At 62.1% G+C, this 15,444-nt stretch carries 15 protein-coding genes and 1 tRNA gene; 4 read left to right on the top strand and 12 right to left on the bottom strand.

The genetic code is table 11. From position 1 onward, the window contains the following. Positions 1–4: 4 nt before the first annotated feature. The 6 genes from era to AC0AII_RS03865 form a co-directional block, all read right to left on the bottom strand. Positions 5–958: a GTPase Era gene (gene era, locus AC0AII_RS03890; protein WP_490446200.1), complete on the bottom strand. Its 954-nt coding sequence runs from the start codon at positions 956–958 to the stop codon at positions 5–7. Beyond that, a complete protein-coding gene (locus AC0AII_RS03885) occupies positions 955–2,367 on the bottom strand; it encodes a hemolysin family protein (protein ID WP_490446199.1) in 1,413 nt (470 codons plus the stop codon). Before AC0AII_RS03885 ends, era begins: the two co-directional genes overlap by 4 nt. Further along, entirely contained in the window at positions 2,360–2,914 is a 555-nt protein-coding gene (gene ybeY, locus AC0AII_RS03880) for an rRNA maturation RNase YbeY (RefSeq protein ID WP_463318398.1), read from the bottom strand. Before ybeY ends, AC0AII_RS03885 begins: the two co-directional genes overlap by 8 nt. After that, a complete protein-coding gene (locus AC0AII_RS03875; RefSeq protein WP_490446198.1) occupies positions 2,911–4,074 on the bottom strand; it encodes a PhoH family protein in 1,164 nt (387 codons plus the stop codon). The genes ybeY and AC0AII_RS03875 overlap by 4 nt, the downstream gene beginning before the upstream one ends. A gap of 40 nt (positions 4,075–4,114) precedes the next feature. Beyond that, positions 4,115–4,462 (bottom strand): histidine triad nucleotide-binding protein, encoded by a 348-nt coding sequence (locus AC0AII_RS03870; protein WP_463318396.1) that lies wholly within the window; start codon positions 4,460–4,462, stop codon positions 4,115–4,117. A gap of 89 nt (positions 4,463–4,551) precedes the next feature. After that, positions 4,552–5,352 carry a 16S rRNA (uracil(1498)-N(3))-methyltransferase gene (locus AC0AII_RS03865; RefSeq protein WP_490446197.1) on the bottom strand — a complete coding sequence of 267 codons (801 nt, stop codon included), beginning with the start codon at positions 5,350–5,352 and terminating at the stop codon, positions 4,552–4,554. A 119-nt stretch (positions 5,353–5,471) separates the two neighbouring features. Between AC0AII_RS03865 and AC0AII_RS03860 the strand changes: the two genes are divergently transcribed. After that, positions 5,472–5,560, top strand: a tRNA-Leu gene (locus AC0AII_RS03860). Here the strand turns inward: AC0AII_RS03860 and AC0AII_RS03855 are convergent. Beyond that, the gene (locus AC0AII_RS03855) at positions 5,542–6,414 is read right to left on the bottom strand and encodes a MerR family transcriptional regulator (protein ID WP_490446196.1); all 873 of its coding nucleotides are present in this window, start codon (positions 6,412–6,414) and stop codon (positions 5,542–5,544) included. The genes AC0AII_RS03860 and AC0AII_RS03855 overlap by 19 nt on opposite strands. Before the next feature lie 267 nt (positions 6,415–6,681). On the opposite strand from AC0AII_RS03855, the gene AC0AII_RS03850 reads away from it, so the two are divergent. The 3 genes from AC0AII_RS03850 to AC0AII_RS03840 all read left to right on the top strand — a co-directional run bounded on the left by AC0AII_RS03850 (position 6,682) and on the right by AC0AII_RS03840 (position 10,470). Beyond that, positions 6,682–8,205, top strand: a complete 1,524-nt coding sequence (locus AC0AII_RS03850; protein WP_490446195.1) for a carboxylesterase/lipase family protein — start codon at positions 6,682–6,684, stop codon at positions 8,203–8,205. 36 nt (positions 8,206–8,241) lie between these two features. Continuing rightward, positions 8,242–9,498, top strand: coding sequence for an MFS transporter (locus tag AC0AII_RS03845; protein WP_313839699.1), 1,257 nt, complete (start codon positions 8,242–8,244; stop codon positions 9,496–9,498). Between the two features lie 105 nt (positions 9,499–9,603). Further along, positions 9,604–10,470: a TrmH family RNA methyltransferase gene (locus tag AC0AII_RS03840; protein WP_490446194.1), complete on the top strand. Its 867-nt coding sequence runs from the start codon at positions 9,604–9,606 to the stop codon at positions 10,468–10,470. Positions 10,471–10,583: 113 nt separating this feature from the next. On the opposite strand, the gene AC0AII_RS03835 is transcribed toward AC0AII_RS03840, so the two are convergent. From AC0AII_RS03835 to sufC, 5 genes are all read right to left on the bottom strand, one after another. Beyond that, positions 10,584–11,900: a uracil-xanthine permease family protein gene (locus AC0AII_RS03835; RefSeq protein WP_490446193.1), complete on the bottom strand. Its 1,317-nt coding sequence runs from the start codon at positions 11,898–11,900 to the stop codon at positions 10,584–10,586. 101 nt (positions 11,901–12,001) lie between these two features. Further along, the gene (locus AC0AII_RS03830) at positions 12,002–12,724 is read right to left on the bottom strand and encodes a metal-sulfur cluster assembly factor (protein WP_490446192.1); all 723 of its coding nucleotides are present in this window, start codon (positions 12,722–12,724) and stop codon (positions 12,002–12,004) included. Next, on the bottom strand, positions 12,721–13,308 hold the full coding sequence (gene sufU, locus AC0AII_RS03825) for a Fe-S cluster assembly sulfur transfer protein SufU (protein WP_490446191.1): 588 nt from the start codon (positions 13,306–13,308) through the stop codon (positions 12,721–12,723). Before sufU ends, AC0AII_RS03830 begins: the two co-directional genes overlap by 4 nt. 60 nt (positions 13,309–13,368) lie before the next feature. Further along, the gene (locus AC0AII_RS03820) at positions 13,369–14,643 is read right to left on the bottom strand and encodes a SufS family cysteine desulfurase (RefSeq protein WP_490446190.1); all 1,275 of its coding nucleotides are present in this window, start codon (positions 14,641–14,643) and stop codon (positions 13,369–13,371) included. Positions 14,644–14,664: 21 nt separating this feature from the next. Beyond that, a complete protein-coding gene (sufC, locus tag AC0AII_RS03815; RefSeq protein ID WP_490446189.1) occupies positions 14,665–15,444 on the bottom strand; it encodes a Fe-S cluster assembly ATPase SufC in 780 nt (259 codons plus the stop codon).

Genomic DNA, 15,444 nt, shown 5'->3' with positions numbered 1-15,444 from the left:
GGGATCAGAACCCCAGGCGCTCCAGCTGCTTGGGGTCGGTCTGCCAGTTGCGGGCCACCTTGACATGCAGATCCAACCGGACCTTGCGACCCATGGTCCGGTTGACGGCGGTGCGCAGCTTCTTTTTCACCCGGACCAGGTGCTCGGCCCCCCGTCCAATGACGATGGGCTTCTGGGAGTCGCGCTCTACATAAATCCCTATGTGGATGGTGTCGCGCCCGCCCTGAGGATCCGGATCGATGGACTCCACGCGGACGGCCAGGGAGTGGGGCAACTCGTCGTTGAGCTCCTCCAGGTAGGCTCCGCGGACCAGTTCGGCGATCATGTCTTCGGGCCGTTCCTCGGTCAGCTGGTCGTCAGGGTAGAGCTGAGGGCCCTCGGGCATGGCATCCATCAACACCTGGGCCACCTCGTCCACGTTGTCAGCCTCCAAAGCACTGACCGGAACGATCTGGGAGAAGTCGGCGAAGGCGCCAATCTCCAGAAGCTTGTCCACCAGCTGACCCTTGTCCAATTGGTCGATCTTGGTCACTACGGCAATCAGGGGCTTTCGCCAGGTCCATTGGCCATCCTTGTCCTTGTGGGCGAAATCGGAGCGCAACCGGCTGAGAATACGGCGATCGCCGGGGCCTATGGCCTGGTCTGCTGGCAGCAAAAATGCTATGGCATCCACATCCGACAGGGAGGCTTCCACGACGTCGTTGAGCCGCTGGCCCAGCAGGGTGCGCGGACGGTGGATGCCCGGTGTATCCACCAGGACCACCTGGGCCTCGGGACGGGTCATGATCCCCCGGATAGCCTTGCGGGTGGTCTCCGGCCGGGAGGAGGCGATGGCGATGGGCCTGCCCACCAGGGCGTTCATCAGGGTGGACTTGCCCACATTGGGCCGGCCCACTACGGCCACGAACCCCGATCGGTGGACCGGTGCCTTGGTATCGCTGTATTCTTCCTTGGTCATGCATGCTCCTGACTGTCCTGCTCGGGTTGATCCCCGTCGGTCTGTTCGTCTTCCAGCTCCGCACCGTCCTCCAAGGCGATGCTGGATCCGTTGGCCGGCTCGACCACGATGGTCGCGATCTTCTTGCGGCGGCCGACTGCTTCGCCAGCGGTCAATCTGATGCCCCGGGTCACCGCCGATGAGCCTGAGACCGGCACGGAGCCCAGCAGCTTGGTCAGCAGGCCATAGACCGTGTCCACGTCGTCCTCGTCGATGGTGATCTCGTAGAGCTCCTCCAGGTCAGCAATGGGCGTGCGGACCGGCAGCTGCCAGGTGTGCGGGCCGATCTGCTTGGGCTCGTCGTGCTGGACCCGGTCGTGCTCGTCCTCCAGCTCGCCCACGATCTGCTCGATGGCATCCTCTATGGTGACCAGACCGGCGATGCCCCCGTACTCGTCCACGACCACGGCCAGGTGGTGGCGGGAGCGCTGCATGTAGTGGAAGAGGTCGTCCACCGGCTTGGATTCAGGTACCAGAACCGGCCGGCGAATGATGGAAACGACTGATCTGTCGCCCTTGCGGTTGAAGGCCAGGGCGCGGACCACGTCCTTCAGATAGACGATGCCGACCAGGTCATCCACATCGTCGCCAATGGCGGGAATGCGTGAGAATCCCGACCGGGAGAAGAGCTTCAGGGCCGAATCCAGACTGGCATCCTTGGAGATGCAGATCATGTCGGTGCGAGGGACCATGATCTCGCGGGTCAGCGTGGTCGACAGAGTCAGCACGTTTTTCAGCATCTCGGAGATCTCCGGGTCAAAGGCACCGGCCTCAACCAGCTGGTCCACCATGGCACGACCCTGCTCGATCTGGATCTTCTCCAGCTCCTCGTCGTCGGAAAGGTCACCGCGATGGTTTTTGCGGGCGCTGGCCTGGGCCTGCCGCCGGCGCTTGAAAGGCGTCAAGAGAACGGCCAACCCGACCAGACGAACGTGCTTGAGCAATGCTTCCATGGGCTGGCGGGAGCGGCCATGAGGACCCAGGGTGACGGAGACGGCGGCCACCAGGATGGCCATGACCACACCGCACAGCAGTTGCTCCCAGAGGGGCAGGCCGCCAAGAGCAGCCATGCAGGCCACCAGGACGCCGACCAGGATGTCGCAGATGATGCGGACGTAGGCACAGGCGCTGCCTGTCACCTGCCGCTGGGAGATCAGACTCTGGGCCCGATGAATGCGATCGATCCGCTTCATCCTGGAGAACTGGCTGAGCTCCTGGTCGGTCTGCAGGCCCAGGATCAGATTGTTGAGACTGGATCGGGTCACCCGGTTGAGCGCCCCCTGGGCCTCGGCCAGCGCCAGGGAGAGCACGACCAAGGCAATGGCGACCAGGATCATGACCACCAAGAGGGCAATGGTCCGCTCACTCATGGGATCTGCCTCTCCGGTGGGCATCACGGCCGTACCGTTCATAGATCTCCAGAGCGTTGGTGGCCCCGGCCGGCAGCCCGGCATCTGCAATGGGCCCCTGTCGCAGGGCCAGGAAGGTCAGCAGCAGCTGGCGCTGCAGACCGAACATCTGCTCCTCCTGCTGCCTGCTGGTGTGGTCGTAACCCAGCAGATGCAGGGTGCCGTGAATGGCCAGCAGCAGCATCTCCTCCATGGTGGAATGGCCGGCAGCCAGAGCCTGCTGTGCCGCCACCCAGGGGCAGATGACAATGTCGCCCAGGATGCCCTCCTGCCGATGGTTCTCGTCCCCGGGGCGCAGCTCGTCCATAGGGAAGCTCATGACATCGGTTGGCCCGGCCAGGTTCATCCAGCGCTCGTGCAGCACCGCCATGGGCTCGGGATCGTTGAAGATGATGGTCATGTCGGACTGGGTGCTCACCCGCATCTGATCCAGCACCCATACCCCCAGGTCGGAGAAGGTCTTGGCGTCGATCATCCACTGGGTCTCGTTGGTCACTTCTACGCTCATGCCTGCTCCCGTCCCCGGCTGCGGGCTTGATCGGCGCGGTCGTAGGCGCGGACAATCTGCCCGACCAGCTGATTGCGCACCACATCGGCCGCCTGCAGGTGTACGAAGGCAATATCGTCGATGCCGTGCAGCACCTGTTCGATGGTGGCCAGACCGGACGCAGGCCCGCCCAGATCCACCTGGGTGACGTCGCCGGTGATGACCATCTTGGTGTTGAAGCCCAGGCGGGTCAGGAACATCTTCATCTGCCTGCGAGTGGTGTTCTGCGCCTCATCCAGGATGACGAAGGCATCGTTCAGAGTGCGCCCGCGCATGTAGGCCAGCGGAGCAACCTCAATGGTTTCGTCGGCGAGAAGACGGTGGAGCCGCGAGGTGCCCAGCATATCGGCCAGGGCATCGTAGAGGGGCCGCAAATAGGGGTCGACCTTCTCATTGAGGGTGCCGGGAAGGAAGCCCAGGCTCTCCCCCGCCTCCACGGCAGGCCTGGTCAGAATGATGCGCCCGATACGCCCGGCCCGGAATTCCTGAACCGCCTTGGCCACCGCCAGATAGGTCTTGCCGGTGCCTGCCGGACCGATGCCGAAGGTGATGGTATGCGTTTCAATGGCGGCCACATAGGCGGACTGGCCAGCGGTCTTGGGCCTGATGGGACCCTTGGAGGCCTGGGTCAAGGGGCGGCGACGAACTGCAGCAGGGGCTGCCTGACTCGATAGGTTGATGCCGTCCAGGGCGTTGACCCCCTCTGACTCTGCAATAGCTGTCTCCTGATAATCGCGGTCTGCAGGGATTCGATCCGCCGTTTTACGGCCTCTTGCCTGATGGTCTGCCGAGTTGGCAGCGACGGGCTCCATTGGATGGGAGTAATCGGATGCGTCGGCGGTCCCCAAGCGTCGGTGGTCCAGTATTCGCCCCACCTGATCGGCATCCACAGGGACCTGATCTGCGGTCTGCATGAGTTCGGACAGCAGGTCACGGATCTGGGCCGCCTGAACGTCGCCCTGCCGATCCTGGGCCCTCAGCATGATCCGGTTGCCCCGAACCAGGATGGACACTGCCGGGAAGGCGCGCCCGATCCTGTCGATGACTGCATCCTCCGGCCCCAGCACCTGAACCGGGTCGATCCCCTCCGGAATCTCCAGGGTTCGCGTAGTTACCGCCACGGATTCCCTTCCTGCACGACGACGATGGTGAACACGGGCCTCACTCAGGCAACACCTGTCCGGTCAGAACGTGTGCGTGGACATGGAAGACCGATTGGCCGGCATCCTCCCCCGTGTTGAAGATCAGTCGGTAGGCTCCATGGAAGTCCTGGTCGGCGATCTGCTGCGCCACCTGGACAATGTGGGCCAGGGTGTCAGGGTCAGCCTTGGCCAATTCGGCCACCGACGCGTAGTGGCGGCGCGGGACGATCAGGACATGGACGGCGGCCTTGGGGTTGGCATCCTTGAAAGCGTAGACGGTCTCATCCTCATAGACCTTTTCGCTGGGGACCTCCCCTGCCACGATTCTGCAGAAAATGCAGTCCTCCTGTCGATCGCCATCGCTCATGACCACTCCTTACTGTTTGCCGACATTGCTGTTCTTGGTATTTTCGCTGTTTTCCATTTTATGGTCGAGGTTGTATATTGCGCGGGACTTCATGCGCTGGGCTCAGGGGCTTCTGACTGCCAGCGGCCCAGCATGTCCGCCAGCAGGGTCAGGGCTACAGGTCCGGCCAGGGAAGCCCGGAGGATGTTGCCGCCCAGCCGGACCGGCAGAGCGCCCTGCCTCATCATGGCCTGAATCTCCTGATCGGCAATCCCGCCCTCGGGACCCACAACCACGGTTACGGACGAACCGGCCGGCAGCTTGTCTAAGCGTTTGCGGACCGCATCCCATCCGAGGTCGGCATCCTGGTGCAGTACCAGGACCAGACTTCCCTGATCGGTCGCCTTCCGGCACCAGGAGGCCAGGCCACGGCTGTCCACCTTATTGAGCAGTCGAGGACGGTAGGCCCTCCGGCTCTGCTCAGTGGCCGCGTCCAAGGCGGACTGCCAGTGCCGGTCGTTGCGGCCCGGCCGCCATTTGGCTATGGACCGATCAGCCTGCCAGGGCATGACCTGATCCACCCCGATCTGGGTGGCCATGTCGATGGCCTGCTCGTCCCTGCCGCCCTTGGCCAGGGCCTGGACCAGAATCAGTTCCTGCTCGGGAGGTGCCTGCCGCCCTACTGCGGTGACCTCCACCAGGCCGGTCGAAGCATCCCTGACCAGAGCGCTGATATGCAGTCCATCTCCGTCGGAAAGATCCAGTTGGTCCCCGTTCTTTAGCCTCATAGAGCCCAGGGCATGGCGACAGATGCGCTCGGGCAGGGTCAGGCGCCAGCCGGTATGGAGCTCATCGCTGGCCAGTGGGGAATCATCGTGGTCGGGATCCAGCAGGAAGAGGGGTGCAGTCATGGTGTTAGGCTACAGCCCGCCGCCGAAAAGCACTCCCCGTAACGACACGCTCCCCCAAATCGCCCAGTGCGCAATATCGTCTGAGATGCTATGATTGTCTCCGTTGCGATTACGCACCTGTCCGGGTGGCGGAATGGTAGACGCGCTAGCTTGAGGTGCTAGTGCCTATATATATACAGGCGTACGGGTTCAACTCCCGTTCCGGACACTCGATTCCTTCTCAACGGGGACTACAGGGATCTCCATCCTGCTCACATATTCATCGAAGTCATTGGATTCGTATTCGCCGATCAGACAGAACTCCAGAGGATCTCCATCCACGCGGTAACCCATGGCCTTCAGATCTTCGAGCATCTTGGCATGGATTTGTCTGCACCGGGCGAAACTGCCCACAAAGGTGCAAGAGGCATAGGTGCCAGCTGGAAGATCATAGTCACCGCGGAACCCTGGATCGGGACAGTAGAGCAGGATGGCCTTGGGCTGGAACCAGCCCTTAAGCGGATGCGAGGCATCCACCTGATAGCAGGTCAGCGTATTGAGAATCTGCAGCGCCTCATGGTGCAATGCCGTGTAGTGGGCGAATGCAAGGGGGATCCGGTCATAGCCGATCATGTGGTCCGCCACTAGAGCGCAGTGACGCAGGGGACGGTGGACGATGACGGTCCGTGCCGGGGATATGGAGGTCATGGCCTGCGCATACTTCTGCAGGCTGCTCAACAGTCCCCGCTTGATGGAAGCCAAATATCGCATCTGGCTGTCCACATGTTCCACTTCCTCGTCAATTAAGGACAGGGTGGCGTCGAATGTACGATTCTCCAGGTAATGACCGATGCGGTCCAGGCTGAAATCCAGCTTCCGAAGGGCCTGGATGACGTTGAGACGAGCGAAATCCTCCGGCCCATAGAGTCGATAACCGTTGACCGGATTGCGCCGGGGCACCACCAGCCCGATCCGCTCATAGTAATACAGGGTCTCAGTGGTGATGTCATACAAGCGCGCCGTCTGACGGATGGTGTAGCCCTCCTCCGCCAGGCTTGCTGTTTCGTCATCCTTGACTTCCATAAGTACCTCCTACAAGGGTCTGGTCCTACCCTAAGGTTTTGCGTGCCCCTCTCACCTGGACCTTTTATGGACGTAATCCATCATATCAGCCTGGAAACCTTGCTCTGCAAGGGTTCTGACCGCTGCCTACATCTTCAGATTCAAACTTCCGCGATGACCGTTCCCTCGATTTGACTCTCGTCTCACACCAGGCCATAGGGTGAAATTCATCCAGGGTCGACGGGGACACAACCGCCGACCGGGCACTACCTCGCGGAAAGGATAATCATGCCAACCGTCACTACAGAATTTGGCACCTACCACGGCATCACCACTCCACAGGGGACCGTTGCCTACCTCGGCATCCCCTACGCCAAGCCTCCCGTCGGCGCACGACGCTGGAAGGCCCCGGAACATCTGGATCGTGAGCACCGGGACTACGACTGCACCCACTTCGGCGACTCCGCCCTGCAGAAGTACGACCCGGTCATGTATGCCTCTCGCCGTCAGCAGAGCGAAAACTGCCTGAGCCTGAATGTCTGGGTTGGTCATGAGGGCGCCCAAAAGCTGCCCGTCATGGTTTTCATCCACGGCGGCGCGTACGTGGAGGGCGGTTCGTCCGACCCCATGTATGACGGAAGCAACTTCACCAAGCGCAACGATGTTGTCTATGTCACCATCAACTACCGGGTCAACCTCTTCGGATACATGAACCTGGCGGGGCTGCCCGGAGGCGACGAATACCGGCAGTCAGGCTATCTAGGGCTCATGGACCAGGTGGCTGCCCTGCAGTGGGTCCAGGAGAACATCGCTGCCTTCGGCGGAGATCCTGACCGGGTCACCCTCTTTGGCGAATCCTGCGGTTCGGGCTCCACCATGCTGCTGACCGTCGCACCAGCCGCCAAGGGACTCTTCCAAAGGGCCATTGGCGAATCCGGCCCCATCCAGCTCTACAACACCCCGGAATCCACGGCTCCCTATGCCCAAGAATTCATGGAGATGATGGGCTGCAAGACTGCCCAGGAGCTGGCGGCCCTGCCCGTCGGCGACATCATGATGAAGTTCACCGGAGATTTCTTCGCCAAGCACATCCATGAGATCTCGTTGATCTTCGCTCCCACCACCGACGGCGACTACCTTCCGGCCAAGCCTCTCCAGGCATTCAAGGACGGTGCCGCCAAGGACGTGGAGATCATGCTGGGCTGCAACGCCGACGAGTTCGCTTACTGGAAGCTCTACTTCAAGGACTTCGCCAACGAAATGCCCGACTTCTGGCACCACCAGGCCATTTTCCACTTTGACGGCAAGCTGGACTCCGAGCGCTACGAGAAGCTTTGGGAGCAGGCTCACCCCGGAGAAGACCCCGCCGAGCGCTATCTGGAGTACACCAACCAGATCGGCTTCAGGGTTGGCACCAACCTCATGTGCGAGTACCAGTCCAGGTACAACACCGTCTACCAGTATTTGTTCACCTACGCCTCCAAGATCCCCGGCATGGGCTCCTGCCATGCCATTGAGCTGCCCTTCGTGCTGCATAACACCCAGCGGCCTGACCTGCCCGAGACCTTGACCGGCGAGGTGCCGCCCATGCACCTGTCTGATGAGATGAACGACGCCTGGTGCTCCTTCGCAACCACCGGCCGTCCTGTCAGCGGCGCCGGGGATGCCTGGGAGTCCTACAGCGTCGACCATCCAGACACCATGGTCATCGACGAGAACGGCTGGAACCTGCGCCGCGACGTCAACAAGGAGAACATCGACCTGCTTCGGCCGGCATTCGAGGAGTGCCTGCTGGACGGAGACCGTCACTAGGCCGCCTGTTCCACGTAAATCGTGGAGGGAGAGAACATGAATACTCGAAAATCATCCAATTACCGCTGGGTCATCGCGGCCGTGGTCTGCCTGATCGGCATTCTGTCCAACTACATGCAGTACCAGATATCCGCCCTTGCGGTCTACCTGATGCCCATGCTGCACATCGACCAGGCCGGATTCTCGACCCTGCTGCTCATGCCCATGCTGACCGCAGTATTCCTCAGCATCCCCATGGGCACCATCGGTGACCGTGTCGGCCCCAAGAAGGTAGTGCTGACCGGTCTGGCCATCGCCGTGGTCGGCGCCTACATCAGGACCTTCGGCCTCAACTTCCCCTTGCAGATGCTCTCGATGTTCCTGTTGGGGGCTGGCATCGCTGCCCTGAACGCCAACCTGGTCAAGATCTTCAGCGTCTGGTTCGGCGATCAGACGCAGATCGCCATGGGATTCTTCTACGGCTCGGCCGGCATCGGGGTCATCCTGGCCCAGATGGTTGCTCCCCGGTTCTCGGTGCGCACCTCCTATCTGAGCGCAGCCATCATCCTGACCGTGGCAAGCCTGCTTTGGGTCTTCCTGATTCGTGACGCACCTGAAGGAGTGCAGCTGCCACCAGCCACCGATTCTCCGCTCAAGTACTTTAACGTTGCAGCGAGGAGCCGCAATGTCTGGCTGATCGCCCTCTGCTACGGCTGCTCCATGGCCGCGTCCACCGCCTTCGCTGGATTCATTCCCCAGACGCTGATCAACAACAACGGCTTCAACAAGACCTCAGCCGGTCTGGTTGCCTCAGCAGCGGCCCTGGGATCCATCGCAGGATCCATCATCGGACCCATGATCAGCTCACGTCTGGGCAAGTGGAAGGGCTACCTCTTCGCCACCATTCTGGTGGGTACTGCACTCATGGTCTACTTCTGGGCAGTGGTGCTGATGCTGAAGAAGGCCCCCGTCGTGGGTCTGCTATGCTGCATCATGTTTGTTTCGGGCGCCTTCGGTGCCATCAACGGCCCCATCGTCCAGGCTATGCCCTTCGCCCTGCCTGAGATTCGCGGCAAGTATGCCGGAAGCGCCGGCGGTCTGGTCAGCACTGTTGGCCTTCTCTGCGCCTTCCTGCTGCCCATCATCATCTCCTCGGTCAGCAAGGGCAACTACGTGCTCAACCTGGGACTGGAAAGCATGATCTTCCTGCTCTCCGATGTCTTCGTTCTGCTTCTGCCCGAGCTCGGCCCTCAAGGCGAAATCGCCAAGCGCATCGCCGCCGCTGACCGTCAGGCTGCAGAAGAGAAGAAGTGATAGCTCAGCAGAGTTGAAACTCCAACTGCCTGAGGCGGCACGACCGGTTGTTTTCGGTTGCGCCGCCTATGCTGTTCTCAGGATCAGAAAAAAGGAGCGGCAGACGTGCTCAAGGTGAGAATCGACTCCATCGACGATGACAGAATCGAGGCCTACACCAGGCTGACCGAGCCGCAGCTGCGCAATCGTCTGGAGCCCGCCAAGGGCTTGTTCATCGCCGAGTCCCCCAAGGTCATCGCCCGCGCCCTGGATGCCGGGGTTGAGCCCATCTCCTTCCTGGTGGAAGAGCCCTGGCTAGAGGGGATGCGCTCCATGTTCGACCAGGTGGACGCAGCCTTCGGACCCAACGTTCCCGTCTACGTAGCCAGCCCCGCACAGCTGAAAACCATCACCGGCTACCGGCTGCATCGGGGCGCGCTGGCCGCCATGAGACGCTGGCCCCTGCCAACCGTGGAGCAGATCTGCCGCTCGGCAAAGCGGGTGGCCGTCATGGAAAACATTGTAGACCACACCAACATCGGCGCCCTGATGCGTTCGGCGGCAGCCCTCCAGGTGGATGCCGTCCTGGTCACCCCATCCTGCTCCGACCCTCTTTATCGCAGGGCCGCACGGGTCTCCATGGGCACGGTCTTTCAGGTCCCTTGGACAAGAATAGGCGGCGACGACGTCCACACCTGGCCCGACCAGGGCATGAAACAGCTGCATGATCTGGGCTTCACTACGGCGGCCATGGCCCTGAACCGGAATGCCATCAGCCTGGATGAGCTGACAAAGCGTCTAGAACCCGGGCCCGACCAGATCGATCGTCTGGCCCTGATATTCGGTACCGAAGGCGACGGGCTGAGCCACAGGACCATCGCCCATGCGGATTTGACCGTGCGCATCCCCATGAGCCACGACGTGGACAGTCTGAATGTAGCTGCCTCAAGCGCCGTGGCCTTCTACGCAACCAGACCCGAACACGCTAGCTGATCTTAGCCAGCTGACTGAGTCAGCCAACCGACTGAGCCCTCTGCTGCGTAGCAAATCCCTGCCGCCCCGAGTCTTTTCACTGCCTGGTTCAATGCCGGGTGAACCTGACGCAATCAGCTCTGCTGGGAGACAGCCTGCGAATCCTCATGAATGTAGTCGTCGGGGTCAATGGTCCCCCGCCAGCGGCCGATGGCCTTGAGACCGTGGTACATGACCAGCGTTGCCACCGAGCCGATGGCGATGCCGTTGAAGCTGACCCCGGCCACAGCGAAGGTGAAGTCCGCGATGCCCACGATCATGACGACGGCGCCCACGGTCATGTTGACGGACTTGCCGAAGTCCACCTTGTTCTCCACCCAGATGCGGATGCCCAGCATGCCGATCATGCCGTAGAGCATGGTGGTGACCCCGCCCAGAACGCCGGTGGGGATGGTGTTGATGATGGCCCCGAACTTGGGGCAAAGGGAGAGCAGGAAGGCGAAGATGCCGGCGCACCAGTAGGCGGCCGTGGAGTAGACCTTGGTGGCGGCCATGACGCCGATGTTCTCTGCGTAGGTGGTGGTACCCGAGCCTCCGCCCAGTCCGGCCAGCGTAGTGCCCAGGCCGTCGGCCATCAGGGCGGTGCCGATCTGGTCGTCATAATCGCGGCCAGTCATCAGGGCTACAGACTTGACGTGACCGATGTTCTCGGCCACCAGGACCAGCACCACAGGGATGAACATGGCCAGGACAGACGGGTCGGCCTGAGGGGTGTGGAAGTGTGGCAGACCGAACCAGGCGGCCTTTTCCACAGCTGCAAAGTCGACCTGGCCTTGGGTGACCGCAAAGATGTAGCCGACGATAACGCCCAAAAGGATGTTGAGTCGGCCAATCAGACCCTTGAAAAGCACGGCTATCAGCATGACGGCCACCAGGGTGACCAGGGCGGTCAGCGGGGCCGACTTGAAGTTCTTCCAGGCTGAGGGCGCCAGGTTAAAGCCGATGATGGCCACGATGGCGCCGTTGACCACCGGGGGCATGATCAGATCAATCCATCGCGAACCGGCGAAGTGGACGATCAGGCCGATCAGGAAGAGCAGGGCGCCGGTGACCATGATCCCGAAGGAGGCCACAGCCAGACCCTTGTGGGCAGTGGTCACTGCCAGGACCGGGGCGATGAAGCCGAAGGAGCTGCCCAGGTAGGAGGGCAGACGGTTGCGGTTGATCAGCAGGAAGAGGGCCGTGGACATGGCCGTGAAGAAGAGGGTGGTAGAGGGGTCGAATCCGGTCAGAATGGGAACCAGGAAGGTGGAGCCGAACATAGCGATAACGTGCTGGGCGCCGATGCCAGCCGTGCGTGGCCATGTGAGTCGCTCATCGGGTTCCACAACCTCGCCCGGAGCCAATGTTTTCCCGTCGCCGTGCAGTTTCCAGCCCATGGACAATGCCATTTCACTGTGCTTTCTCTCGTGCGCCGTGCCGGTCACGGCGGACCGGAATCATCAGTATATTCGCACGGGAGGACCCGAAATGGCCTAGAGGACGGAATGCCTCACTGATAGGTAGGCATGTTCTCGAAGTTGAAGCCGATGGCGGCCAGCTGCTCACGACCCTCAGGGGTGATCATGTCCAGGGTCCAACGCGGCGACCAGGTCCAGTCGATGCGGAACTCCTCGACCAGGCCCGCCAGGACGCTGGCGCACTGATCCTCGATCAGGTCAGTCAGCGGGCAGGCCGGCGTGGTCAGGGTCATGGTGATGATGGCCCGTCCCAGTTCGTCGATTTCTATGCCATAGACCAGCCCCAGGTCGACCACATCGATGCCCAGCTCGGGATCGATGACCTGGTGCAGGGCCTCCCTGACATCCTCTGCAGTGGCTCGGCCGATGTCGTCGACAGCCTTGAGAGGGATGGCCTCTTCAGCGGCGGCCTCAGCATCGGCGGCATTCTGGTCCGCTGCTTTCTCGCTATTGGCGGCCGACGCACTGGCCGGGGTTTGGGCACTCGAGCCTTGGTCCGCTGACGGGCCTTCAGGGGAGCCTTCAGAGTTAGCTGAGTTGGCACGCTGATCGTCAGACTTGGCCGAATCGGACTTCTTGTCCGCCTGACCGTCGACCTGCCGCATGGAACCGCCCTCGGCCGACTTCAGCACCGTTTCCGCGCCCAGGGGATTGCTGGCCAGGGCCTGTGCCGTGCCTGGATCGCTGATGGCCCTGCCCACCGAGGCCAGGATGGAGTCCTGGGGTTCGGGCACCAGATTCGTATTGCAGCTCATGCCTGCTCCTCCTTCTCAACGTTGTCGCTCTCCCGCCCAGCTGACAGGGCCTGGGCCACCGAGGCCTTCATACCCTCCCAGCCCAGCAGGGCGCACTTGATGCGCATGGGATACTTGGACACGCCCTGGAAGACCATGGCATCGCCAAGGGCGTCCTGCGCCTGCTCGTCCTCGATTCCAGCGCCACGCGATTCCATAAGCTTGCGGAAGTCTGCAGCCAGGTCCATGGCATGGTCAACGGTCTGCCCCTGGACCAGATCCACCATGATGGACAGGCTGGCCTGGCTGATGGAACAGCCTGAACCCTGCCAGACGATCCGCTGGATGAGGTCGGGACCTCCCTGCTCGCCAGGCGCCACTTCCACATGGATGGTGGCCTGATCCCCGCAGGTGGGATTGAACTGGTGGGACTCGGCAGCCAGGCAGGCCTCGTGCTCCACCCTGATGGTCACGCCGTCGCCATCAGGGTCTTCTCCCCCATCAGCCTGATCCCCTACTCGCCCGTGAGGATCCCGGGCTGCGTCCAGGATCACCTCCTGGTACATCTGCTCCAGTTCTTCGTCATCCATCCCGAAATCCGCCATGTCCTCAAACCTACCAGTATGTCTTTGCCAAATCCGTCTATGCGCTGCCGGTGAAGACCCTCAGACCACCCGGAAGAACTTGCGGACCCCGGCGACGGCATCCAGCAGGGCATCCGTGTCGGCCACGGTATTGTACACGCCAGTCGAGGCCCGGTTGGAGGCCATCAGGCCGAAGTGCCGATGAACCGGCTGGGCGCAGTGGTGGCCTACGCGGATGGCAATGCCGCGCGAATCCACATACTGGCCCACGTCATGGGGGTGGACCCCCTGCACATCGAAGGCGATTGTGCCGATCCGGTTCTCTGGAGTGGTCGGCCCGAGGATGCGTACCCCGTCCAGCTTCCCCAGCCTCAACAGACCGGCAGTGATGGCCTGCTCATGTTTGGCTACGTTCTCCATACCCAGATCCATCAGCCAATCAGCAGCTGCGCCAGCACCTATCATCTGGGCCACCGGCTGGGTGCCGGCCTCGAACCGGGCCGGAGGATCCATGTAGCTGGCTGGACGGTCCAGATAGGCCAGCTCCACCATGGATCCGCCGAATGATGCCGGAGGCAGGGCTTCCAGCAACTCACGGCGGCCATAGAGGAAGCCCACCCCGGTGGGGCCATACATCTTGTGAGCACTCCAGGCAGCGAAGTCCACATCCATGGCATGCAGGTCCACAGGCAGGTGAGGCACCGATTGGCAAACGTCCAGCACCACCAAGGCACCCACCTGGTGGGCACGACGGACGATGGGCTTGATGTCAGTGATGGCGCCGGTCACATTGCTGACGTGGGTGACGGCGACCACCTTGGTCCGCTCGGTGATGACCTGGTCGGCTGTATCGGCCAGAACACGGCCATCCGGGGCCAGATCGAAATACTTGAGGACGGCTCCGGTCCGGTAGCAGAGCTCCTGGAAGGGCAGGAGGACCGAGTGGTGCTCGGCCTTGCTGACCACGATCTCATCCCCCGGCTTCAGGGCGAATCGACGTGCCGCCTTGCCTCCACGACCCAGGCTGGCGTTGCCGAAAGCGGTGGCCAACAGGTTCAGAGCAGCCGTGGCCCCGGCGGTGACGACGATCTCCTCGCCGCCTTCCTGGCCCTCTGCACCGACCAGGGCGGCCACGCGTGAGCGAGCGTGTTCAAAGGCCACAGTGCTGCGAGCGGCCAATTCGTGGGCGCCCCGGTGTACCCCGGCGTTGTCCTTCAGGTAGAAGTCCCGAACGGCATCGATGACCGCCAGGGGCTTCTGGGCAGTGGCAGCCGAATCCAGATAGACCAGGGGGTGGCCATGCACCTGCTGGTCCAGAATCGGAAACTGCTGCCGAATGCTGTCATCAATGACCATTGCGGACCTCTTCTCTTATCCTCAGGCCAGGGCTGATTCCGAGTCGGCGCCCTCGGGCAGGTACTGGTCGTACCCGGTCTCCTCCAGGGTGTCGGCCAGCTCGGGGCCGCCGGTCTTCACAAAGCGGCCGTCGGCGAAGACATGGACGATGTCGGGCTTGATGTACTTGAGGATTCTGGTGTAGTGGGTGACCATGAGCACGCCCATGCCGGTGTTCTCCTTGGCCCTGTTGACCCCCTCGGAGACGATGCGCAGGGCGTCCACGTCCAGCCCGGAGTCGGTTTCGTCCAGGACGGCGAACTTGGGCTTGAGCAGCTCCAACTGCAGAACCTCGGCCCGCTTCTTCTCGCCGCCCGAGAAGCCCTCGTTGACGGAGCGCCGGGCGAACTTGGGATCCATGCGCAGCCGCTTCATGGCATCATTCAGGTCCTTGGTCCACTGGCGGATGGCCGGGGCCTTGCCGTCGACTTCGGTCTTGGCCGTACGCAGGAAGTTGGTCATGGACACGCCCGGCACCTCGACCGGGTACTGCATGGCCAGGAAGAGCCCGGCCTTGGCCCGCTCGTCCGGGGTCATCTTGAGCAGATCCTTCCCATCCAGCAGGGCCTGGCCGGAATCCACCTCATACTTGGGATGGCCGGCCAATGTGTAGGCCAGGGTGGACTTGCCCGACCCGTTGGGCCCCATGATGGCGTGGGTCTCCCCAGAGCGGACGGTCAGCGTGGCCCCCTTGAGGATCTGCTTGCGACCCTCCTTGGTCTCCACTGAGACGTGCAGATCCTTGATTTCCAATGTGGACAT

It is taken from the genome of Bifidobacterium sp. VU/mBH4 (B4), assembly GCF_058199535.1.
The sequence above is the reverse complement of the archived record's forward strand: the minus strand, read 5'-3'. Positions and strand labels throughout refer to the sequence as shown.

Coding starts and splice junctions, on each gene's coding strand:
- era (WP_490446200.1), bottom strand. CDS start 958: ATGACCAAGGAAGAATACAGCGATACCAAGGCACCGGTCCACCGATCG.
- AC0AII_RS03885 (WP_490446199.1), bottom strand. CDS start 2,367: ATGAGTGAGCGGACCATTGCCCTCTTGGTGGTCATGATCCTGGTCGCC.
- ybeY (WP_463318398.1), bottom strand. CDS start 2,914: ATGAGCGTAGAAGTGACCAACGAGACCCAGTGGATGATCGACGCCAAG.
- AC0AII_RS03870 (WP_463318396.1), bottom strand. CDS start 4,462: ATGAGCGATGGCGATCGACAGGAGGACTGCATTTTCTGCAGAATCGTG.
- AC0AII_RS03865 (WP_490446197.1), bottom strand. CDS start 5,352: ATGACTGCACCCCTCTTCCTGCTGGATCCCGACCACGATGATTCCCCA.
- AC0AII_RS03855 (WP_490446196.1), bottom strand. CDS start 6,414: ATGGAAGTCAAGGATGACGAAACAGCAAGCCTGGCGGAGGAGGGCTAC.
- AC0AII_RS03850 (WP_490446195.1), top strand. CDS start 6,682: ATGCCAACCGTCACTACAGAATTTGGCACCTACCACGGCATCACCACT.
- AC0AII_RS03845 (WP_313839699.1), top strand. CDS start 8,242: ATGAATACTCGAAAATCATCCAATTACCGCTGGGTCATCGCGGCCGTG.
- AC0AII_RS03835 (WP_490446193.1), bottom strand. CDS start 11,900: ATGGCATTGTCCATGGGCTGGAAACTGCACGGCGACGGGAAAACATTG.
- AC0AII_RS03830 (WP_490446192.1), bottom strand. CDS start 12,724: ATGAGCTGCAATACGAATCTGGTGCCCGAACCCCAGGACTCCATCCTG.
- sufU (WP_490446191.1), bottom strand. CDS start 13,308: ATGGCGGATTTCGGGATGGATGACGAAGAACTGGAGCAGATGTACCAG.
- AC0AII_RS03820 (WP_490446190.1), bottom strand. CDS start 14,643: ATGGTCATTGATGACAGCATTCGGCAGCAGTTTCCGATTCTGGACCAG.
- sufC (WP_490446189.1), bottom strand. CDS start 15,444: ATGTCCACATTGGAAATCAAGGATCTGCACGTCTCAGTGGAGACCAAG.